This window comes from Novosphingobium sp., assembly GCF_039595395.1.
Classification (GTDB): domain Bacteria; phylum Pseudomonadota; class Alphaproteobacteria; order Sphingomonadales; family Sphingomonadaceae; genus Novosphingobium.
Genome location: NZ_JBCNLP010000006.1, coordinates 1,925,226 through 1,941,028, shown reverse-complemented (window position 1 = coordinate 1,941,028; position 15,803 = coordinate 1,925,226). Strand labels below are relative to the sequence as shown.

General features: G+C 66.5%; 12 protein-coding genes. 7 read left to right on the top strand and 5 right to left on the bottom strand.

The window, feature by feature from the left end:
- Window positions 1-30: 30 nt before the first annotated feature.
- The 5 genes from ABDW49_RS28040 to ABDW49_RS28020 all read right to left on the bottom strand — a co-directional run bounded on the left by ABDW49_RS28040 (window position 31) and on the right by ABDW49_RS28020 (window position 5,732).
- Window positions 31-1,251 (bottom strand): M56 family metallopeptidase, encoded by a 1,221-nt coding sequence (locus ABDW49_RS28040; RefSeq protein ID WP_343617200.1) that lies wholly within the window; start codon window positions 1,249-1,251, stop codon window positions 31-33.
- On the bottom strand, window positions 1,248-1,613 hold the full coding sequence (locus ABDW49_RS28035; RefSeq protein ID WP_343617199.1) for a BlaI/MecI/CopY family transcriptional regulator: 366 nt from the start codon (window positions 1,611-1,613) through the stop codon (window positions 1,248-1,250). Before ABDW49_RS28035 ends, ABDW49_RS28040 begins: the two co-directional genes overlap by 4 nt.
- 227 nt (window positions 1,614-1,840) lie before the next feature.
- On the bottom strand, window positions 1,841-2,629 hold the full coding sequence (gene bla / locus ABDW49_RS28030) for a class A beta-lactamase (protein ID WP_343617198.1): 789 nt from the start codon (window positions 2,627-2,629) through the stop codon (window positions 1,841-1,843).
- Between the two features lie 720 nt (window positions 2,630-3,349).
- Window positions 3,350-4,507 carry a HAMP domain-containing sensor histidine kinase gene (locus tag ABDW49_RS28025; RefSeq protein ID WP_343617196.1) on the bottom strand — a complete coding sequence of 386 codons (1,158 nt, stop codon included), beginning with the start codon at window positions 4,505-4,507 and terminating at the stop codon, window positions 3,350-3,352.
- Complete coding sequence (locus ABDW49_RS28020; RefSeq protein WP_343617194.1) at window positions 4,497-5,732, bottom strand: response regulator; 1,236 nt, start codon at window positions 5,730-5,732, stop codon at window positions 4,497-4,499. Before ABDW49_RS28020 ends, ABDW49_RS28025 begins: the two co-directional genes overlap by 11 nt.
- 99 nt (window positions 5,733-5,831) lie before the next feature.
- On the opposite strand from ABDW49_RS28020, the gene ABDW49_RS28015 reads away from it, so the two are divergent.
- The 7 genes from ABDW49_RS28015 (at window position 5,832) to ABDW49_RS27985 (ending at window position 15,796) form a co-directional block, all read left to right on the top strand.
- The gene (locus ABDW49_RS28015; protein WP_343617192.1) at window positions 5,832-7,115 is read left to right on the top strand and encodes an HlyD family efflux transporter periplasmic adaptor subunit; all 1,284 of its coding nucleotides are present in this window, start codon (window positions 5,832-5,834) and stop codon (window positions 7,113-7,115) included.
- Window positions 7,116-7,152: 37 nt separating this feature from the next.
- Window positions 7,153-7,833, top strand: coding sequence for an ABC transporter ATP-binding protein (locus ABDW49_RS28010; RefSeq protein WP_343617190.1), 681 nt, complete (start codon window positions 7,153-7,155; stop codon window positions 7,831-7,833).
- Between the two features lie 8 nt (window positions 7,834-7,841).
- Window positions 7,842-10,268 (top strand): FtsX-like permease family protein, encoded by a 2,427-nt coding sequence (locus ABDW49_RS28005; RefSeq protein ID WP_343617188.1) that lies wholly within the window; start codon window positions 7,842-7,844, stop codon window positions 10,266-10,268.
- Entirely contained in the window at window positions 10,261-11,508 is a 1,248-nt protein-coding gene (locus ABDW49_RS28000; RefSeq protein ID WP_343617186.1) for a TolC family protein, read from the top strand. The genes ABDW49_RS28005 and ABDW49_RS28000 overlap by 8 nt, the downstream gene beginning before the upstream one ends.
- 557 nt (window positions 11,509-12,065) lie before the next feature.
- Window positions 12,066-13,307: an EAL domain-containing protein gene (locus ABDW49_RS27995; RefSeq protein WP_343617184.1), complete on the top strand. Its 1,242-nt coding sequence runs from the start codon at window positions 12,066-12,068 to the stop codon at window positions 13,305-13,307.
- A 21-nt stretch (window positions 13,308-13,328) separates the two neighbouring features.
- Window positions 13,329-14,054 carry a LysM domain-containing protein gene (locus ABDW49_RS27990; protein ID WP_343617182.1) on the top strand — a complete coding sequence of 242 codons (726 nt, stop codon included), beginning with the start codon at window positions 13,329-13,331 and terminating at the stop codon, window positions 14,052-14,054.
- Window positions 14,055-14,122: 68 nt separating this feature from the next.
- Entirely contained in the window at window positions 14,123-15,796 is a 1,674-nt protein-coding gene (locus ABDW49_RS27985; protein WP_343617180.1) for a protein kinase, read from the top strand.
- Window positions 15,797-15,803: the final 7 nt, after the last annotated feature.

The window sequence follows — 15,803 nt, the reverse complement described above, 5'->3', positions numbered from 1 at the left end:
ATGTTGTGCGGTGCAGGAAGCGAATGCGATTTATGAGAGCGGGGATGGCGTCAGGATCGGCCGGCCGCGCGCCGCTGCGGCAGCTTCGGGGGAAGGGTAGCGGGCCTGTGCCCGCGCCAGGCCCGCTGCGGCGCGCTGTTCGAGATAGGCCGGGTCATTGATCGGGCGCCCTCTTGCTGCGGCCAGCGCTGACGCAGCCTCTGTCGTTACGGCTGCGCGATCGGCCTCGGGCGCGTCAAATGACGGAGATGGCACGGCCTGAACCCGTGCGCTGCCTGTGGCGATACGCGCCGGTACCAGCCTTTTGCCGACCATTCGCGCGGACTGCGGCGCCATGCGCTGGGGCGAGGTTGCGACGGGGATTATGGCTGTTGCGGAAGGCGTCATCACGCGCGTCGCCGCGCTGAGCACAAGGGCGCCACCGCCGAGCGCAAGTACCAGCGCCGGGATATGTCCCTGTCGGCGCTGCGGCAAGTCGAGCGCAAGGCCGCGCAGGCGATGCTTCAGCAGCGCCACCTCGCTGAGGCGACACAGCACGGCCGCCCCGCCTGCGGTCGCCTTGAGCAGCGTGCGGGCATAGGTGCCGGCATGCGCCTGTCCCAGCTTGCGCAACACATCGGCGTCGCAAGCCAGCTCCTGATCCCCACGGAACAGCAGATGCGCGCGATGGGCGAAGGGGTTGAACCAGTGCAGAGCCAGCACCACCATCGCGGCCAGATTGGCGAGCAGGTCGCGCCGCCGGTGATGCATCGCTTCATGGGCAAGGGCGCAATGCTGCTCACACGGATCGAAACGCGCTTCGAAATCGAGCGGAATGAGTATCTCGCGCCGCCATATGCCCACAGCGACAGGGCCGTCGACAACGCCGCTGCCGTGAACGGGAATGCCGGAGGCGAGTATTGTGGTCTCGATGCGATCGCTCCGCGCCGTTCGCAGGAAATGCCAATAGCGCGCGCATTGCCAGGCGAGCCAGAGGAACGCGCCGATCAGCCAGACCGTGAGCAGCATGGCGGCGAGATCCGGCCTTGTCGCATCGAGGAGGGATGCATCGGCCCTCGCTGCCGGTCCGGCGGGGAGAGGCTCTGCGTCCAGCAATGGCAGTGGCGGTATCGCCATGCGCAAGGCCGGCAGCAACCAGAGGGCGTAGATGAATTTGGGCCCCACGCGGCCGCTCAGCAGGCGGCGGAGTGCCGCCACCACGATCATCAGCAGCGTTGAGGCAAGAAGTGTCTGCGCGATCCAGCCGGTCACGCCTTGATCGCCTTCAACAGGGCCTCGATTTCGGCAATGTCATCGGGCGTGAGTGCGCCGCCGCGCGCCAGATGCGCAACGAGGGGCGCCGCGCGTCCGCCGAACAGAGTGTCGATCAACTGCCGCGACTGATGCGTCGCGAAATGTTCGCGTGACAGCGCAGCACGATAGATAAAGCGACGTCCATCTGCCTCATGAACCACCGCATCCTTAGCGACGAGCCGTGCCAGCAAGGTCTTGACGGTGCTCAGGCTCCAGCCGCGTTCGCGCTCCATGGCTGCCCCGACTTCGGCAGCGGTCATGGGTTGCCCATCCCACAGCGCCCGTAAAATCAGCTGTTCGCTTTCGGTAATGCGCTCCATGACGCCTCCTGTTTACATTTGTAGATGTATCATCGACAAATGTAAACGACAAGACGGAAACCGCGATCGGCAGGAGCAAACCCCTGCATCAGCCTGGATGAGCATCCCTGTTGATGTGAGAGGGCGGGCGCCTCTGATGGCACGGTTTCAGCCAAAGAAAGTCCGCTTTGGCGGCGAAACGAACATTTTCCATTGGTTGGCTGAGCATGCCTCGCGGGCGTAGACCATCATGCAAGCTCTGTTGCTACCGACCGTGCTACGCCTTCGAACAGATCCTTTTTCTGCAGCGGCGTTGGGTTGCCGCCTCGAGTGTAAACGCAGATCGCGATTGGTTCGTCCGGGCGTGGCCAAACGAGCGCAATGTCCCCTGCGGCATCCTTACCATTATTGCCGGTTTTGTTGGCAATCACCCAATCCGTGGGCAATCCTGCACGCAATCTGTCGGCACCGGTCTGGCATCCGATCATCCAGTTGCGGAGCCGACCACGAGCATCGTTCGACAACACCTGTCCGAGCAAAAGTTGGCGCAGGATTGAGGCCATCGCGACCGGTGTGGTGGTGTTGCGCAGGCCGTCTGGCGGCGTGGTATTCAGTGAAGGCTCGGTATCGTCCAACCGCGTGTCGCGATTACCTATCGCCCGCCAAAACGCGGTTAACGCGGCCGGTCCACCTACGCTGGCCAGCAAGAGATTGGCGCAGGTGTTATCGCTTTGCTCGACAATGGCCTGGCACATCTCGCTCACCGATAGTGCGCCTCTGGCCAGTTTGGCCTTGGCAACTGGCGCCCACCAATCGGGTACATCAGTAGGTGAGAACGGAATTTCGCGGTCAAGCCGATCGCGGCCTTGATCGACCCGCGCCAGAACAAGACCGGCAAGCGAGGCCTTAAAGGTGCTGCACATCACGAACCGTTCTGTCGCACGCCATGCAAGCTGAACACCCGTGCGCAGATTTTGGGCGTAAACACCGGCATGTCCGCCGCTGCCGGCCTCATAGAGCGCGACGGCGGGGAGCACCGTTCGCAGGCCAGACGATGCACGAGATGCTAGCAGCGCTATCGCACTGCCTGCTATGAAATGCCGCCTTTGCATTAGCCGAACGCTCCATCTTATTGTTGCCTGCTTGCTTATATCTCAAACCAGTGTGGATGCGACGAGCCTGCCGACGCCGGAAAGGTCCTGTCGAACTGCGTCCCGGCCGGCTTTCCCTGCGCGTATAAACCGTGATGACGATCCGCATTTTTGGCCGTGGCAACGCGACGCCAGTATCGCGGGCCATGTCGTGACCGATCCGTCCCCCGGTCGTGCGCTCATACGCGTGATCAGGTCAGCATCGCAGCGGGCGAACGCAGGCCACCACAAAAGCGCCGGTACGCCCAAGGCGAGGGATCGTGTTGTGAATTTCATCGTCAAACGCCTCTGTCTTTGGCGAGATGGCTAGGCTCCTCCATCAGCGAGGAAGGAAGGCATATCTGCGGAGCATCGGGCTGACAAAAGATCATAAATCGTATCTGACATGAGATTATCTCATGGCGGGCCTTTACCGGTATTGCTCAACGATCTGCGCTCCTTCGCGAGCGCCGCACGGCTCCTGCCGTTACGCGGAGCCCCTCCGGGCGGCGGGTTTGTTCCAAGCAGCAGCGTTCGCTCTCTGCAGGATATCGATGAACGAATGGCAGGAGACCGGGGCGCATCTAAACTGGGTGAGCGTCCGCTTTGTCAGCGCCATCGGTCTTTTCAACCATCCTGTGGTAGAGCCACCACGAAGGTCGTGGGCAGTGTCTCTCGCAAGTAGAGGTCGCCGCGATGACCACGAGCGATATGGCGGCTGAGGCTGAGGCCGATACCTGTGCCATTGGGTTTCGTTGTATGAAATGGATGGAAGATCTTCCCCCGTTCAGCAGAGGCCACGCCTTTGCCGCTGTCGCTGACAAGGATCAGGATCCGGTCCTTTTCGCAGGTGATGTCGAACCCCACCCAAGGCGTCTGCTGCCCGTCCAGCGCAGCCTCAGCAGCATTTTGCAGCAAGGCCCAAACCGCCTGGGTCAGCTGATCCCGGTCGGCCATGAAGCTGGCGCCGTCTGGTCCCGGCTCCACCCGCAAGGTGATCCCGCTGCGCCAGCGCCCTGCGAACAGCAGGGTGAGATCGCCCATGAAATCATCCATGGCGATGGGTGCGCGGGTGGGTTCCGGCAGGCGGGCAAGGGTGCGATAGGCTTCGGTGAAACGCTGAAGGCTTTCAGCCCGCCGCGCCAGCGTGGCAAGAATGTCGGGCATCAGCAGCGCGCGTTGCGCCTCACTTTGTTGCCAGGCAGCCAGCCCGCTTTCGGCGAGTGAGGCGATGGGCGCCAGGCCATTGAGCACCTCATGCCCCATCACCTGGATCATTTCGGCGGCGGCGCGCGCTTCACCGGTGCGCTCCTCGGCCTCGATGTCGATCAGCGCGAGGATGGTGCGGGCGCCGGTCGTCCCGCTCGCCTCCACCCGGTCGATGCGCCAGTGACGCCCGGCATGGGCCAGACGCGATGCGGCCGGAGATAGCAGCGGATCGGGCACCGGCGCGATGTGATCCTGCGTGGCAAACAGCGCACGGGCTGCGCGGTTCAGCGCTCGCGCGCCATCGCTCTGGATGCCGACCAGCGGGGTGGGCAGTTGATCGAGCAGCAGGCGCAGCGGCATCGTCTCCTCGCCAGTGGCGGCGGCAAGGGTCGCGTCACGAGGGGGCGAAAGCGCGGCATGCCCGATCCAGAGCCGCGCCAGCAGGCAGACGATCACCAGCAGCGCGCCCGCCACACTGGCCCACAAGGCATGTTGCCAGGCGCCGGTCATTGCCGCGCCGCCCAGGGCCAGCGCGACCCCCGTCATCAGCGCGCTTGGATCGCCTTTAAAGGCCATGGCGCTCCATCCGCCGATAGAGCGCGCCGCGCGTCAACCCTAAAGCCGCAGCGGCATGGGTGACATTGTGATGATGCTCGCGCAGTGCGGCGGCGATCATCGCCTTTTCGCTGTCGGCCAGATCGAAGCGTGCTGTAGGCTCGGTGGCGACGACGACGACAGGGGGCGTGATGGCCGTCGCCTCGATCACGCCATTCTCGGCGAGCAGCACCGCCCGCTCGATGGCCAGCGCCAGGCCACGCACCTCGTCCGGCCATGTCCTGCGCGTCAGCAAGGCTTCGGCGCCGAAGGTGAAGCGCGGCGCCGGGCCGCCATGGCGCTGCGCCGCGATCCGCGCGAAATGGCGCGCCAGCAGCAGGGCATCGCCATCGCGCTCCGCCAGCGGCGGCACGGCAATCTCGATGGTGGCGATGCGGGCGCGCAGCGGCGCGCCAAGCCCGGCGGCATGGGTGAGGATGGCGATCACCCTGGCCTCCGGCATCAGCCGCTCCAGCAGGCGGCCCTGCATCACCGCATCGATCTGGTCCGCATTGCGCAGGATCAGCGTGGCCTCTGTTGCGGCCAGCCTGCCCCAGGCCTCGGGATCGGCAAGATCGACCGTGACCGATGGCATCGCCCCCCGCGCCGAAGCCGCATGCAGCGCGGCGGCCACCAGCGAGCGCCCCGATCCGGCAGGGCCGGTCACTGCGACGCTGGCCTCGGTGGGGCCGATGCGTTGCACCAGCGCGCGCATGCGTTCGATGGCGAGGCTGTCGCCCAGAATATGCACCGGCTCGCCAGTGGGGGCCGGGCGCGGGGCGGCGGCGATCCGCGACGGGCGGGCGATGGCGGCCTCGATCTTGGCGATCAGCTCGGCATTGCGCCATGGTTTCATCACGAAATCGCTGGCCCCAGCCTGCATCGCGGCCACGGCGATGCGCACCCCGCTATGCGCGGTGATGACCAAGACCCGCGCATCGGGCGTGGTGGCCAGAATGCGCGCCAGCAGGGCCAGCCCCTCTTCCCCGTCAGTCTGGCCGGGCGAGAAGTTGAGATCGAGCAGAATGGCATCGAAGCGCTGCAGCGCCAGCCGTGACAGCGCCTCCTCGGGCGAGGGGACCGCCACGATGTCATGCCCGGCGATGCGGCAGGCGATCTCCATCGCCCGCGCCACATCGGCATTGTCGTCGATCAGCAGAATCGTCGCGCCACTTGCAGCGTCCCCGCACTGTCCATTTTCGGACACTGCGTTCGCATCCGGACGGTCATGCTCCGGCTGACTGTGTGATTGTCCTTGATTCATAGTGCTTTAGGTTTTTTCGCCGTTTCACATGATAATGGCTTCATGATGAACGAACCGGCAAGCCAGACAAGCCCCTCCAGCGGCGGCGCGATGGACAGGCGCATCGCGCGCGCCGCCGCGCCATGGTGGCGGCAGCGCCGTATGCTGCTGGGCGCGGGGGTGGTGGCCGGGCTGGCGCTGTTGTGGTTCTTCCTGCCCGCGGGGGGCTCGACCGACCTCGCCGCCGCCGATCTGGAGACTGGCCTCGTCCAGCACGGGCGCTTCGACGACACGCTGCCGCTGCGCGCCTCGGTGGCGCCGCGTGTCACCACCCTGCTCAGCGCCATGGCGGGCGGGCAGGTGGCGCGGCTGGCGGTGCAGGATGGCACGCTGGTCACGGCGGGCCAGCCGCTGGCCGAGCTGACCAATCCGCAACTCAAGCTCGATGTGCTGACCCGCGAGGCCGCGATCACCAGCCAGCTGGGCCAGTTGACCGGCGAGGATCTGGCGCTGGAACGCAGCCGCCTCGACCGCGCCGATCAGACCGCGACCGCCAGCTACGATCTGCTCAAAGCCCGACGCGAGCTGGATGTGCGCCAGCAGCTGCACGATATGGGCTTCGTCTCCGACGCAGGGGTGCGCTCCTATCGCGAGGAGGCCGATTATCAGGGCCGCCGCCTCTCCGGGCTGGCCAAGGGGCAGGCGGCGGAAAACCGCACCGCCACCCAGCAGGCGGGCCGTCTGGCGCAGGCGCGCAGCGAGCTTGAGGCCAACCGCGCCGCCGTGCGCGCCGGTCTCGATGCGCTGGTGATCCGCGCCCCGGTGGCCGGGCGCCTGACCAATTTCACGCTTCAGCCCGGGCAGACGCTGAAAGCGGGCGATACGGCGGGGCAGATCGACAGCGAGGGATCGTGGAAGCTGATCGCCGATGTCGATGAATTCTATCTGGGCCGCGTGGCTGTCGGGCAGAAGGCGGCGGCGGGCGATCTGCGTCTGACCGTCTCGCGCGTGCTGCCCAGCGTGACCGATGGCCGCTTCCGCATCGAACTGACCTTTGCGGGCGCGCCGCCGCCCGGGCTCAACCGGGGCCAGACCATCGATGCGCGCGTCACGCTGGGCGCGGCGCGAGAGGCCTTGCTGGCGCCGGTCGGCGGCTGGGTCGACAGCGGCGGGGGCAGCTCGGCCTTTGTGGTCGATGCCGATGGCCGCCATGCCCGGCGCACCGCGATCCGCATCGGCCGCCGTAATCCGGAGGTGGCCGAGGTGCTCTCGGGCCTCGCGCCGGGGGCGCGCATCGTCACCACCAACACCGCCGCCGTGAAGGGCGACATCATCAACATCCGCTGAAGCGTCATCAACATTGGCCAACGCAAGGGACATTGCCATGATCCGGCTCGAAAACATCCAGCGCCGCTTCACCTCCGACGAGGTCGAGACCACCGCCCTTGCCGACATCGATCTGGAGGTCGCGCAGGGCGAATTTCTGGCGATCATGGGGCCTTCGGGCTGCGGCAAATCGACGTTGCTCAACACGCTGGGCACTGTCGACCGGCCCAGCGAGGGGCGCTATCTCTTCGCCGAACGCGATCTGGCCATGCTCGATGAAAGCAGCCTGGCCCAGTTCCGCGCCGAGATGCTGGGCTTCGTGTTCCAGAGTTTCAACCTGATCGACGATCTCACCATCGAGGAGAATGTCGCGCTGGGGCTGGCCTATCGCCGCCCGGCCATGGCCAACCGGCGCGAGAAGGTGATGGCGGCGATGGACCGGGTGGGCATCGCCCACCGCGCGCGGCACTTCCCGCATCAGCTGTCGGGTGGCCAGCAGCAGCGCGCCGCCATCGCGCGGGCCATCGTCGGCGATCCGAAACTGATCCTTGCCGACGAGCCCACCGGCAATCTCGACACCGAAAACGGCGCCCAGGTGATGGACATTCTCACCGCGCTCAACAAGGCGGGCGCGACCATCGTGATGGTCACCCATTCGCCCGCTCACGCCGATCTGGCGCGGCGGCGGATCGACATGCTCGACGGGCGCATCGTCGCCTCGGCCGCGCGCGCGATCTGAGGAGGGCGATGATGAACCGTTTCGCCCTGCTGGCACTTTACCGCTCGCTCAGCCGCCACAAGCTTTATGCCGCGCTCAACATTGGCGGGCTGGCGGTGGGGATCGCGGTGTTTCTGGTGCTGGGCCTCTATGTCCGTTTCCAGACCAGCTTCGAGACCTGGTTGCCCCATCACGAGCAGATCGAGGTGGTGCAGACCGTCTGGCACCTGCCCGGAAGCCCCTTCGATGGCGCCAATTCCTACACGATGGGCGGGCTGCTCGAAGAGATGCAGCAGGATTTCCCCGGGCTTGTCGGCACGCGCGTTCAGGGCGGCGAGGGCGGCGGTCAGGTGATCCGTGGCGGCATCGCCACCGTGGAGGATGTGGCGCAGGTCGACGGCAGCTTTTTCGATGTCTTCGATCTTGCCATGGTGAGCGGCAATGGCAAAGCTCTGACCGCCCCCACCAATGCCCTTGTCAGCCGCAGCTTCGCGCGGCGCTTTTTCGGCGACACCGATCCTGTCGGCCAGATGCTGACCGTGGGGACGGGCAATGACGCCCCCGCCGATTTCCGCATCGCTGGGGTCTTCGAGGATCTGCCGAAAAACAGCGATTTCCATATCTCGTTGCTGGTGCCGCTGCCGCGCGCGCATCCCGAGGATTGGTGGCATCATTGGGGCAGCACCTCGCTCAACACCTATCTGCGCTTTTCCTCGCCTCAGGCGGCGCAGGCTTTTGCCGGGAAACTCGATGCTTTCGTCGACCGACGCGGTCTCAGGGATATGGGATTCCATGCCTCGCGGACGATGAGCCTGGCGCTGCTGCCGCTGACCGCCCTGCATTTCACGCCCGAGGGCACGCAGAGCGCCAGCACGAAAATCACCGTTGTCACGCTGGGGATCGTGGGTGTGCTGACACTGCTGATCGCCATCGTCAATTACGTGAACCTCGCCACCGCCCGCGCCGGGCTGCGCGCCCGCGAAGTGGCGATGCGCAAGGTCCTGGGTGCTGACCAGCCCCGGCTGATCCGCCAGTTTCTGGGCGAGGCGGTGCTGACGGTGACGGTGGCGGCGCTGCTGGGGCTGATCCTGGCCGAACTGGGCCTGCCGCTGATCAATGCGGCGGGCGGACTGTCGCTCTCCATTCCCTATGGGCTCGTGGTGCCGGGGCTGGTGGTGCTGGCGGTGGTGGTCGGCGTGGCGGCGGGGGCCTGGCCCGCGCTGCTGCTCTCGCGCTTTCCGGCGACGGCTGTGCTGGCCTCGGCGCGGGCGCCGGGCGGCGGGCGCAGCGGCAACCGCCTGCGCGAGGGGCTGGTGGTGTTCCAGTTCGCGTTGGCCACGGCCTTCATCATCTCCACCATGGTGCTGGTGGCGCAGGTCCGCCATGTGCGCCACACCGATCTGGGCTTTGCGCGGCAGGGGCTGATCGTGGTGCGCGGTCTGAGCGATGCGCAGATCGATACGGCGCGGCTGCGGCGGATCGTCGATGCCTTCCGCCGCATGCCTGGCGTGCAGAAGGTGGGGATCGGCAACAGCGCCGCCGGAGGCGGCTATGAGAACGACACCGACAGCATCGCCATCCCCGGCCGGAACGGCGACGGACCCTCGTTGCGCCGGATCGATGTCGGCCCCGATTTCTTTGGTGCCTATGCTCCGCGCCTGCTGGCCGGGCGGCTGTTCGACGATGCCCATGGCACCGATGATGCGACCGGCTGGTTCAAGCGCCATGTGTCGCGCAATGTGGTGATCAACCGCAGGGCGCTGGAGGTGCTGGGCTTCCACAGTCCGCAGGAGGCGGTGGGCAAGGTGCTGGGCGGCAAGCAGCCGGTGGTCATCATCGGGGTGATCGATCAGCTACGCTTCTTCTCGCCGCGCCAGCCCGACGATCCGACTTTCTATGTCTTTTACCGTGAGATGACCTCCAATCTGGTCGCCTCTGTCCGCTTCTCGGGTGATCCGCGCGCGATGCTGGAACAGGTGAGGGCGCGCTGGGGGCAATTGGCGCCGATGGTGCCCTTCCAGAGCGATTCCGCCGACCGGCGTCTTGCCAAATTCTACGAGGAAGACGACCGTGCGACCCGTCTGTTCGGCATTGGCGCGGGGCTGGCGGTGCTGATCGGCTGCGTCGGCCTGTGGGGGCTGGCCTCGTTCAACACGGCGCGGCGGGTGAAGGAGATCGGCATCCGCAAGACGCTGGGCGCCTCGACAAGGGATATCGTCCGGCTGCTGGTGGGGCAGTTCCTGCGCCCGGTGCTGCTGGCCAATGTCATCGCCTGGCCGCTGGCCTATGGCGCGATGCGACTGTGGCTGGCGGGGTTCGACGACCGTGTCGCGCTTTCGCCGCTGTATTTTGTATCGGCCAGTGTGCTTGCGGTGGTGATTGCGGTGGTGACGGTGATCGGTCAGGCCCTGCGCGCCAGCCGCGCCGCGCCGGGCTGGGCCTTGCGCCATGAATAGGGCGCTGCTGGCCGCCGCGCTGCTGCTGGCGCCGTTGTCGGCTCCTGGCCCGGTCAGCGCGGAAACGCTGGGCGAGGCCATCGCCGATGCCTGGCGCAACAATCCGACCCTGGGCGAGGCGCGGGCCCGCCAGCAGGCGCTGGAGCAAAGCCCGGAGAAAGCGCGTGCCGCCGGTCGGCTCACGGCTGGGGTGGATGCCACGGGGGGTTATGACCATGTCAATTACGGCAAGGGCGGCGGGGGCACGGTAACCGCCAGCCTGTCGGTGTGGATGGGGGGCCGCGTGTCCTCGGCGGTGCGTGTGGCGCAGGGTAATGTGGCGGCGGGCGCCGAGGGGTTGCGTGACAGCGAGGCGGCGGTGCTGGAGGCGGTGGTCGGTGCCTATGCCGATGTGCTCTACAGCCAGCAGGCGGTCGAGGTAGCCGGGGCGGATATCGGCCTGCTCGACGCGCAGGTGAGCGAGGCGCGGGCCCGTTTTGATCGGGGGCAGGCGACCCGCACCGATGTCGCCCAGTTGCAGGCGCAAAAGGCTTCCGCCGAGGCGACGCTAGCGCAGGCCGGGGCCACCTTGGCGGGCGTGGTGGCAAGCTATCGCGCGCTGGTCGGGCATGAGCCGGGGGTGCTGGTGGCCGCGCTCCCAGTGCCGGGCGCCTTGCCCGCCACGCCGCAGGAGGCGCGCGCGCAGGCGCAGCGGGCCAATCCGCTGGTCCGCCAGCAGCAGCGCACCGCGCAGGCTGATGCCGCCGGGATCGACCAGCAAAAGGCCGAAAGGCTGCCGACGCTGACGCTGGGCGGCAGCTATGGCTATGAGGGCGGCACGGTGCAGCCCGGCGTCACCATCGCCGCTTTTGGCGGTGTCACATTGCATGTGCCGCTGCTGACCGGAGGGCTGGTGCGGGCTAAGGTGCGCGAGGCCGAGGCGATCCACCGCGCCGATCTCTTCGCCACCGCCGCGGCCCAGCGTGAGGCCGAGCGTGCCGCCGACACGGCCTGGGCCAATCTGGCCGCCGCGCGCAGCCGCATTCTGGCCAACCAGGCGCGGGTCGATGCCGCCGATCTGGCGCTCAAGGGCGTGCGTGCCGAATATGGCTTTTCCTTGCGCTCCACGCTGGACATTCTGATCGCGGACGAGGCCTTGCGCGCGGCCCAGTTGGCGTTAGCCCAGAGCCGGGCTGATGTGCTGATCGCTCAGGCAGCCTTGTTACGCGCCGTGGGCAGGCTGTACGATGGAAGCTTCTAAACTGGTGAGCCAGATATGAATGGATGGCCGGAATTGAGGGCCCAAGCCAGATCGTCGAACGGCAGCCTAGTCAGCGAAACTGGCGTTGTGGCGTCTCGCCAAGGCGCTACGACCATGAATTGTTGATCGCCCCTTCTCGTGCCAGAGGGGAGGGGCAGCCTCAACTCATCGTGGTATTTACTTATTCGTATCGATTCGGCAGCTAACTCTCGGGGATGCCCGGGCGCCAGATAAAAAATTTGCAGGATTTTGCGTGTTTGGCGCTATGCGCGGCCGTCTGTGCAACGGCCTTGCTGCAAGCGACAGCGTTTCCATCCCGTCTGGCGGCAGCGGGCATTTCTCTGATCGCAGTTGCGGGCCTATGGGCTGGCCGCCTGCGCGACAGCCATCGCCTTGCTCTTCTGGCCAATCGGTTGGGTTGTGAGCCATCTCGGGGATGGGAAGGGATATTGGTCCGGGCCATCGACATCGAGAAAGAGTTGCAGGAGCTCGGCACGCGTCTGCCACAGCGCCACCCCGTGTCAGACCTGCCGACCCGGGAGCCACTGCTTTCTTTGATGGCACAGGATGGCCATGGTACGCTGGGCATTGTAGCTCTTGACGATTTCGACCGGCTTTGCGCGCTCGATCCTGCTCAGGCAGATGGCATGCTCAAGGCGTTGGCGCTGCGCCTGTCGCGCATGACCGGAGCGCGGCGCATGGTGGCGCAAGTTGACCGAGCGCGGCTCGCCATCTGGTTGGGTCCGGACGTGGCCGCCCGGGATGCCCATGGCCAGCTGGAGGCGATCAGCTATGTGCTGCATGCACCGCTGGAGGAAGGAACGCCCTTCGCTGGGCAACTGACCGTCCATCACGCCGCCTTCGATCATGCGGTTGAAACGCCGCAGAATGCTCTTGCGCGCCTGCTGGCGGTGGCCAGTTCGCGGCCGGGGCGCGGCGGCGCGGTGCATCGCGTTGATGACACCTGCGATGCAAGGGAGCGCGAGCAGTTCGCGCTGGAACAGGATGTGCGTCATGCGCTGGCGCGTGGTGAACTGGAGTTGCGTTTTCAGCCGCAGATCGATGCCCGCAAGGGGCGCACCGTGGGAGCCGAGGCGCTGCTGCGCTGGCGCAGCCCGGTGCATGGCATGGTCTCGCCCATGCGCTTTATCCCCTTGCTGGAGCAGCTTGGGCTGATCGAGGAGGTCGGCCTCTGGGTGCTCAACGCCGCCTGCCGCATGGCCCGGCAATGGCAGGCGCTGGAGCTGGGTAACCTGTCGATTGCGGTCAATGTCGCGCCGCAGCAGCTGGAGGATGCCAGCTTTCACGCGAGGGTGCGCCGCACCCTTGAGGCGCAAGGTCTGGCCCCTCAGGCGCTGGAGATTGAGCTGACCGAATCGCAGGCCGTCGCCGATCCCCACCGCGCCGAGCGGCAGTTCACGCCGCTGCGCGCGCTGGGCGTGAAGATCGCCATCGATGATTTCGGCACCGGCTTTTCCAGCTTCTCGGCGCTGCGCAAGCTCGATTTCGACAAGATCAAGATCGATCGCGAATTCGTGACCGATGTGGAACAGCGGCGTGACAGTCAGGCCATTTGCCAGAGCATGATCGCTTTGGCGCGGGGCCTTGGCATCCGCGTGATCGCCGAAGGTGTCGAGCGGGCCGAGGAATATCGCTGGCTGCTGCATCACGGCTGCCACGAATTTCAGGGCTTCTTTTTTTTCCCGGCCGCTGGCCGGGCCCGATTTCGCCGATTTCCTGCGCGATGGCGCCGGGCTTGCGGCGAAGCTGGCTGTCGATCCCCGGCAGTCTCAACATAAGATTTTACAAAGGTTTGGTCCATGATCCGGCGACTGGCTGGCCAAGGCGCAGCGGCATTTCTTCTGGCTCTTGCTGTGGCGGGCTGTTCGCATGACACAAGGCCCAAGCCCGTGGCCGTCCCGGCGCTGACGGTCACGCCCGAGCGGATCGATGCCATCCAGACCTGCCTGTTGGCGGGGGACCGGAAAGGGGCTGAAAAGCTGCTCAAGGCGCTGCTGAAGCTGGAGCCGATGAACCCCAAGCTGCAGCTGCTGGCCGATTCGCTCGACAAGGATCCGCAGGAGCTGCTGGGGCCGAAAAGCTATCCCTACACGGTCCAGCCGGGTGAAACGATCACCGATGTTGCCGAGCGTCTGCTGGGCAATCGCCTGAAGGCCTATCAGCTGGCCCGCTACAACCAGCTGGCAACAATCGTGGCCCTGACGCCGGGCCAGGTGCTGCGCATCCCCGGCGAACAGCCGGTGGCCAAGCCCCAGCCCGCGCCACCCGCGCCCGAAAGGCCCCGCCGCCCGGCTCCTGCGGCAAAACCGGCGGCGCCCGCGCCTGCAAAGCCTGTCGTCAATCCCGGTGCCGCGCAGCATCTGCGCGCGCAGGGCCTTGCCGCGCTCAACCGTGGTGCGGTGGGCGAGGCGGTCGGCCTGTTGCGCAAGGCCAAGGCGCTCGATCCCGGCAATGCCCTGATCGCCCGAGATCTGGGCCGGGCCGAGCGGATTGCCGCCACCGTGCGGGCGAATGCCAGAAAATAGGCGCATGCTAAATTTTGTTAAGTCATTTCCCTTAGGACGCTGACGACAACGGGGGGGCCGGAGGGCATATGCAGCAACTTGGCCGTTATCAGATTGCAGGGCGCCTGGGCGAAGGCGCGATGGCGGACGTCTTCCGGGCGTTCGATCCCGATATCGGACGCACCGTTGCCATCAAGGCCCTGAAGTCCGACTATCGGCGCGACCCGGAGCTGAGCGCGCGCTTTCTGCGTGAAGCCCGCGCCGCCGGGGCTTTGACCCATCCCCATATCGCCACCATCTTCGATGTCGGCGAGATTGACGGCATCCCCTACATCGCCATGGAGCTGGTGGAGGGCAAGCCGCTCGACGCCGTGCTTCAGGCGCAGGGCCGCATGCCCTTCGAACGCGTGCTGACGCTGGGCCTCCAACTGGCCGAGGCACTGGCTTTCGCCCATGCGCGCGGCATCGTCCACCGCGATGTGAAGCCCTCCAACATTCTGATTTCCAGCGATGGGCTCACCGCCAAGCTGCTCGATTTCGGCGTGGCCCGCATCGATGGGGGTGAGGGCGCCGGTCAGGACCGTCTGCTGGCGCGCACCATGGCCGGGCAGATCATCGGCACGCCGCGCTACATGAGCCCCGAGCAATGCCTGGGCCTGCCGGTCGATCAGCGCGCCGATCTCTTCTCGCTGGGCGCGGTGCTGTATGAGATGGTGGCGGGCACGGTGGCCTTCGATGCCACGGGCCTGGCCACGCTGGCGATCCAGATCTCGCAGGATAAGATTACGCCGATCGAGCGCAGCGCCGCCGATTGCCCGCTGGGCCTGCGCCAGATCATCGACAAGCTGCTGGCCAAAAAGCCCGAGCAGCGCTTTGCCGACGGCACTCAGCTGGCTCAGGCCCTGCGCCGCGAGATCGCCGCGCTCCATGCCGATGAGGGCGCGGTGCGCCGGGGCCTGTCGATCCGCGTCAAGCTGCCGCTGGCGCTGGTGGGCATCACCCTGGCCGCGCTGCTGCTGTGCATTTCCGCCGTGCTCAACCGGCAGCAGCATGCGCTGGAGCATATGGCGGTGACTTCGGGCGAGACCATCGCCACCTTCGTCAGCAAGAATGCCGCCGTGCTGCTGGCCGACAATGCCGGGCTGCCCGCCGATCAGCAGGATTGGGCGCCGCTTCAGGCTTTCGTGGCGGCTGCCGATCAGGACGGCGGCGTGAAGGACATAGTGGTGGTCGATGCGCAGGGCATGGTGCGCGCGGCCAGCCAGACCGGTCTGGTCGGCCAGCGCTATCGCCCCGTGGCGGGCGAGGCGGCGCTGGAGTCCTCCGGTCATGCGGCGGTCACCGATGTGCCCGGGCACAGTTCACTGCGCTTTGTCCGCGCGATCCATTACGCGGGGGCCGATTTCGGCAAGATCGACATGCTGGTGCCGCGCACCGCTCTGGATGAGGCGGTGGCCAATGCGCGCATGCTGCTGATCGCTCTGGCCGGTGTCGTGCTGGCGGTGGTGCTGGCGGTCGGCTATCTGAGCGGCGCATTGGTGGCGCGGCCCCTGCGACGCCTGCAACAGGCGCTGCAGGAGGCGGGAGAAACCGGCCTTGCCTTGCGCATCTCCCACAATCGCCGCGATGAGTTCGGCGCGGCCTTCACCGCCTTCAACCAGCTGGCCGAGACCATCGAGCCGCAATTGGGCGGCCTGCCCGAGCTTGCGGCGCCCGCGCTCGATGCGACCTGCATCCAGCTTCCCCCCCGTCAGGCGGCGTAAGGAACGC

Excerpts from the sequence above, each read along its gene's own strand:
- ABDW49_RS28035 (WP_343617199.1), bottom strand. The coding sequence starts at position 1,613 with ATGGAGCGCATTACCGAAAGCGAACAGCTGATTTTACGGGCGCTGTGG.
- ABDW49_RS28025 (WP_343617196.1), bottom strand. The coding sequence starts at position 4,507 with ATGGCCTTTAAAGGCGATCCAAGCGCGCTGATGACGGGGGTCGCGCTG.
- ABDW49_RS28015 (WP_343617192.1), top strand. The coding sequence starts at position 5,832 with ATGATGAACGAACCGGCAAGCCAGACAAGCCCCTCCAGCGGCGGCGCG.
- ABDW49_RS28010 (WP_343617190.1), top strand. The coding sequence starts at position 7,153 with ATGATCCGGCTCGAAAACATCCAGCGCCGCTTCACCTCCGACGAGGTC.
- ABDW49_RS28005 (WP_343617188.1), top strand. The coding sequence starts at position 7,842 with ATGATGAACCGTTTCGCCCTGCTGGCACTTTACCGCTCGCTCAGCCGC.
- ABDW49_RS28000 (WP_343617186.1), top strand. The coding sequence starts at position 10,261 with ATGAATAGGGCGCTGCTGGCCGCCGCGCTGCTGCTGGCGCCGTTGTCG.
- ABDW49_RS27995 (WP_343617184.1), top strand. The coding sequence starts at position 12,066 with ATGGCACAGGATGGCCATGGTACGCTGGGCATTGTAGCTCTTGACGAT.
- ABDW49_RS27990 (WP_343617182.1), top strand. The coding sequence starts at position 13,329 with ATGATCCGGCGACTGGCTGGCCAAGGCGCAGCGGCATTTCTTCTGGCT.
- ABDW49_RS27985 (WP_343617180.1), top strand. The coding sequence starts at position 14,123 with ATGCAGCAACTTGGCCGTTATCAGATTGCAGGGCGCCTGGGCGAAGGC.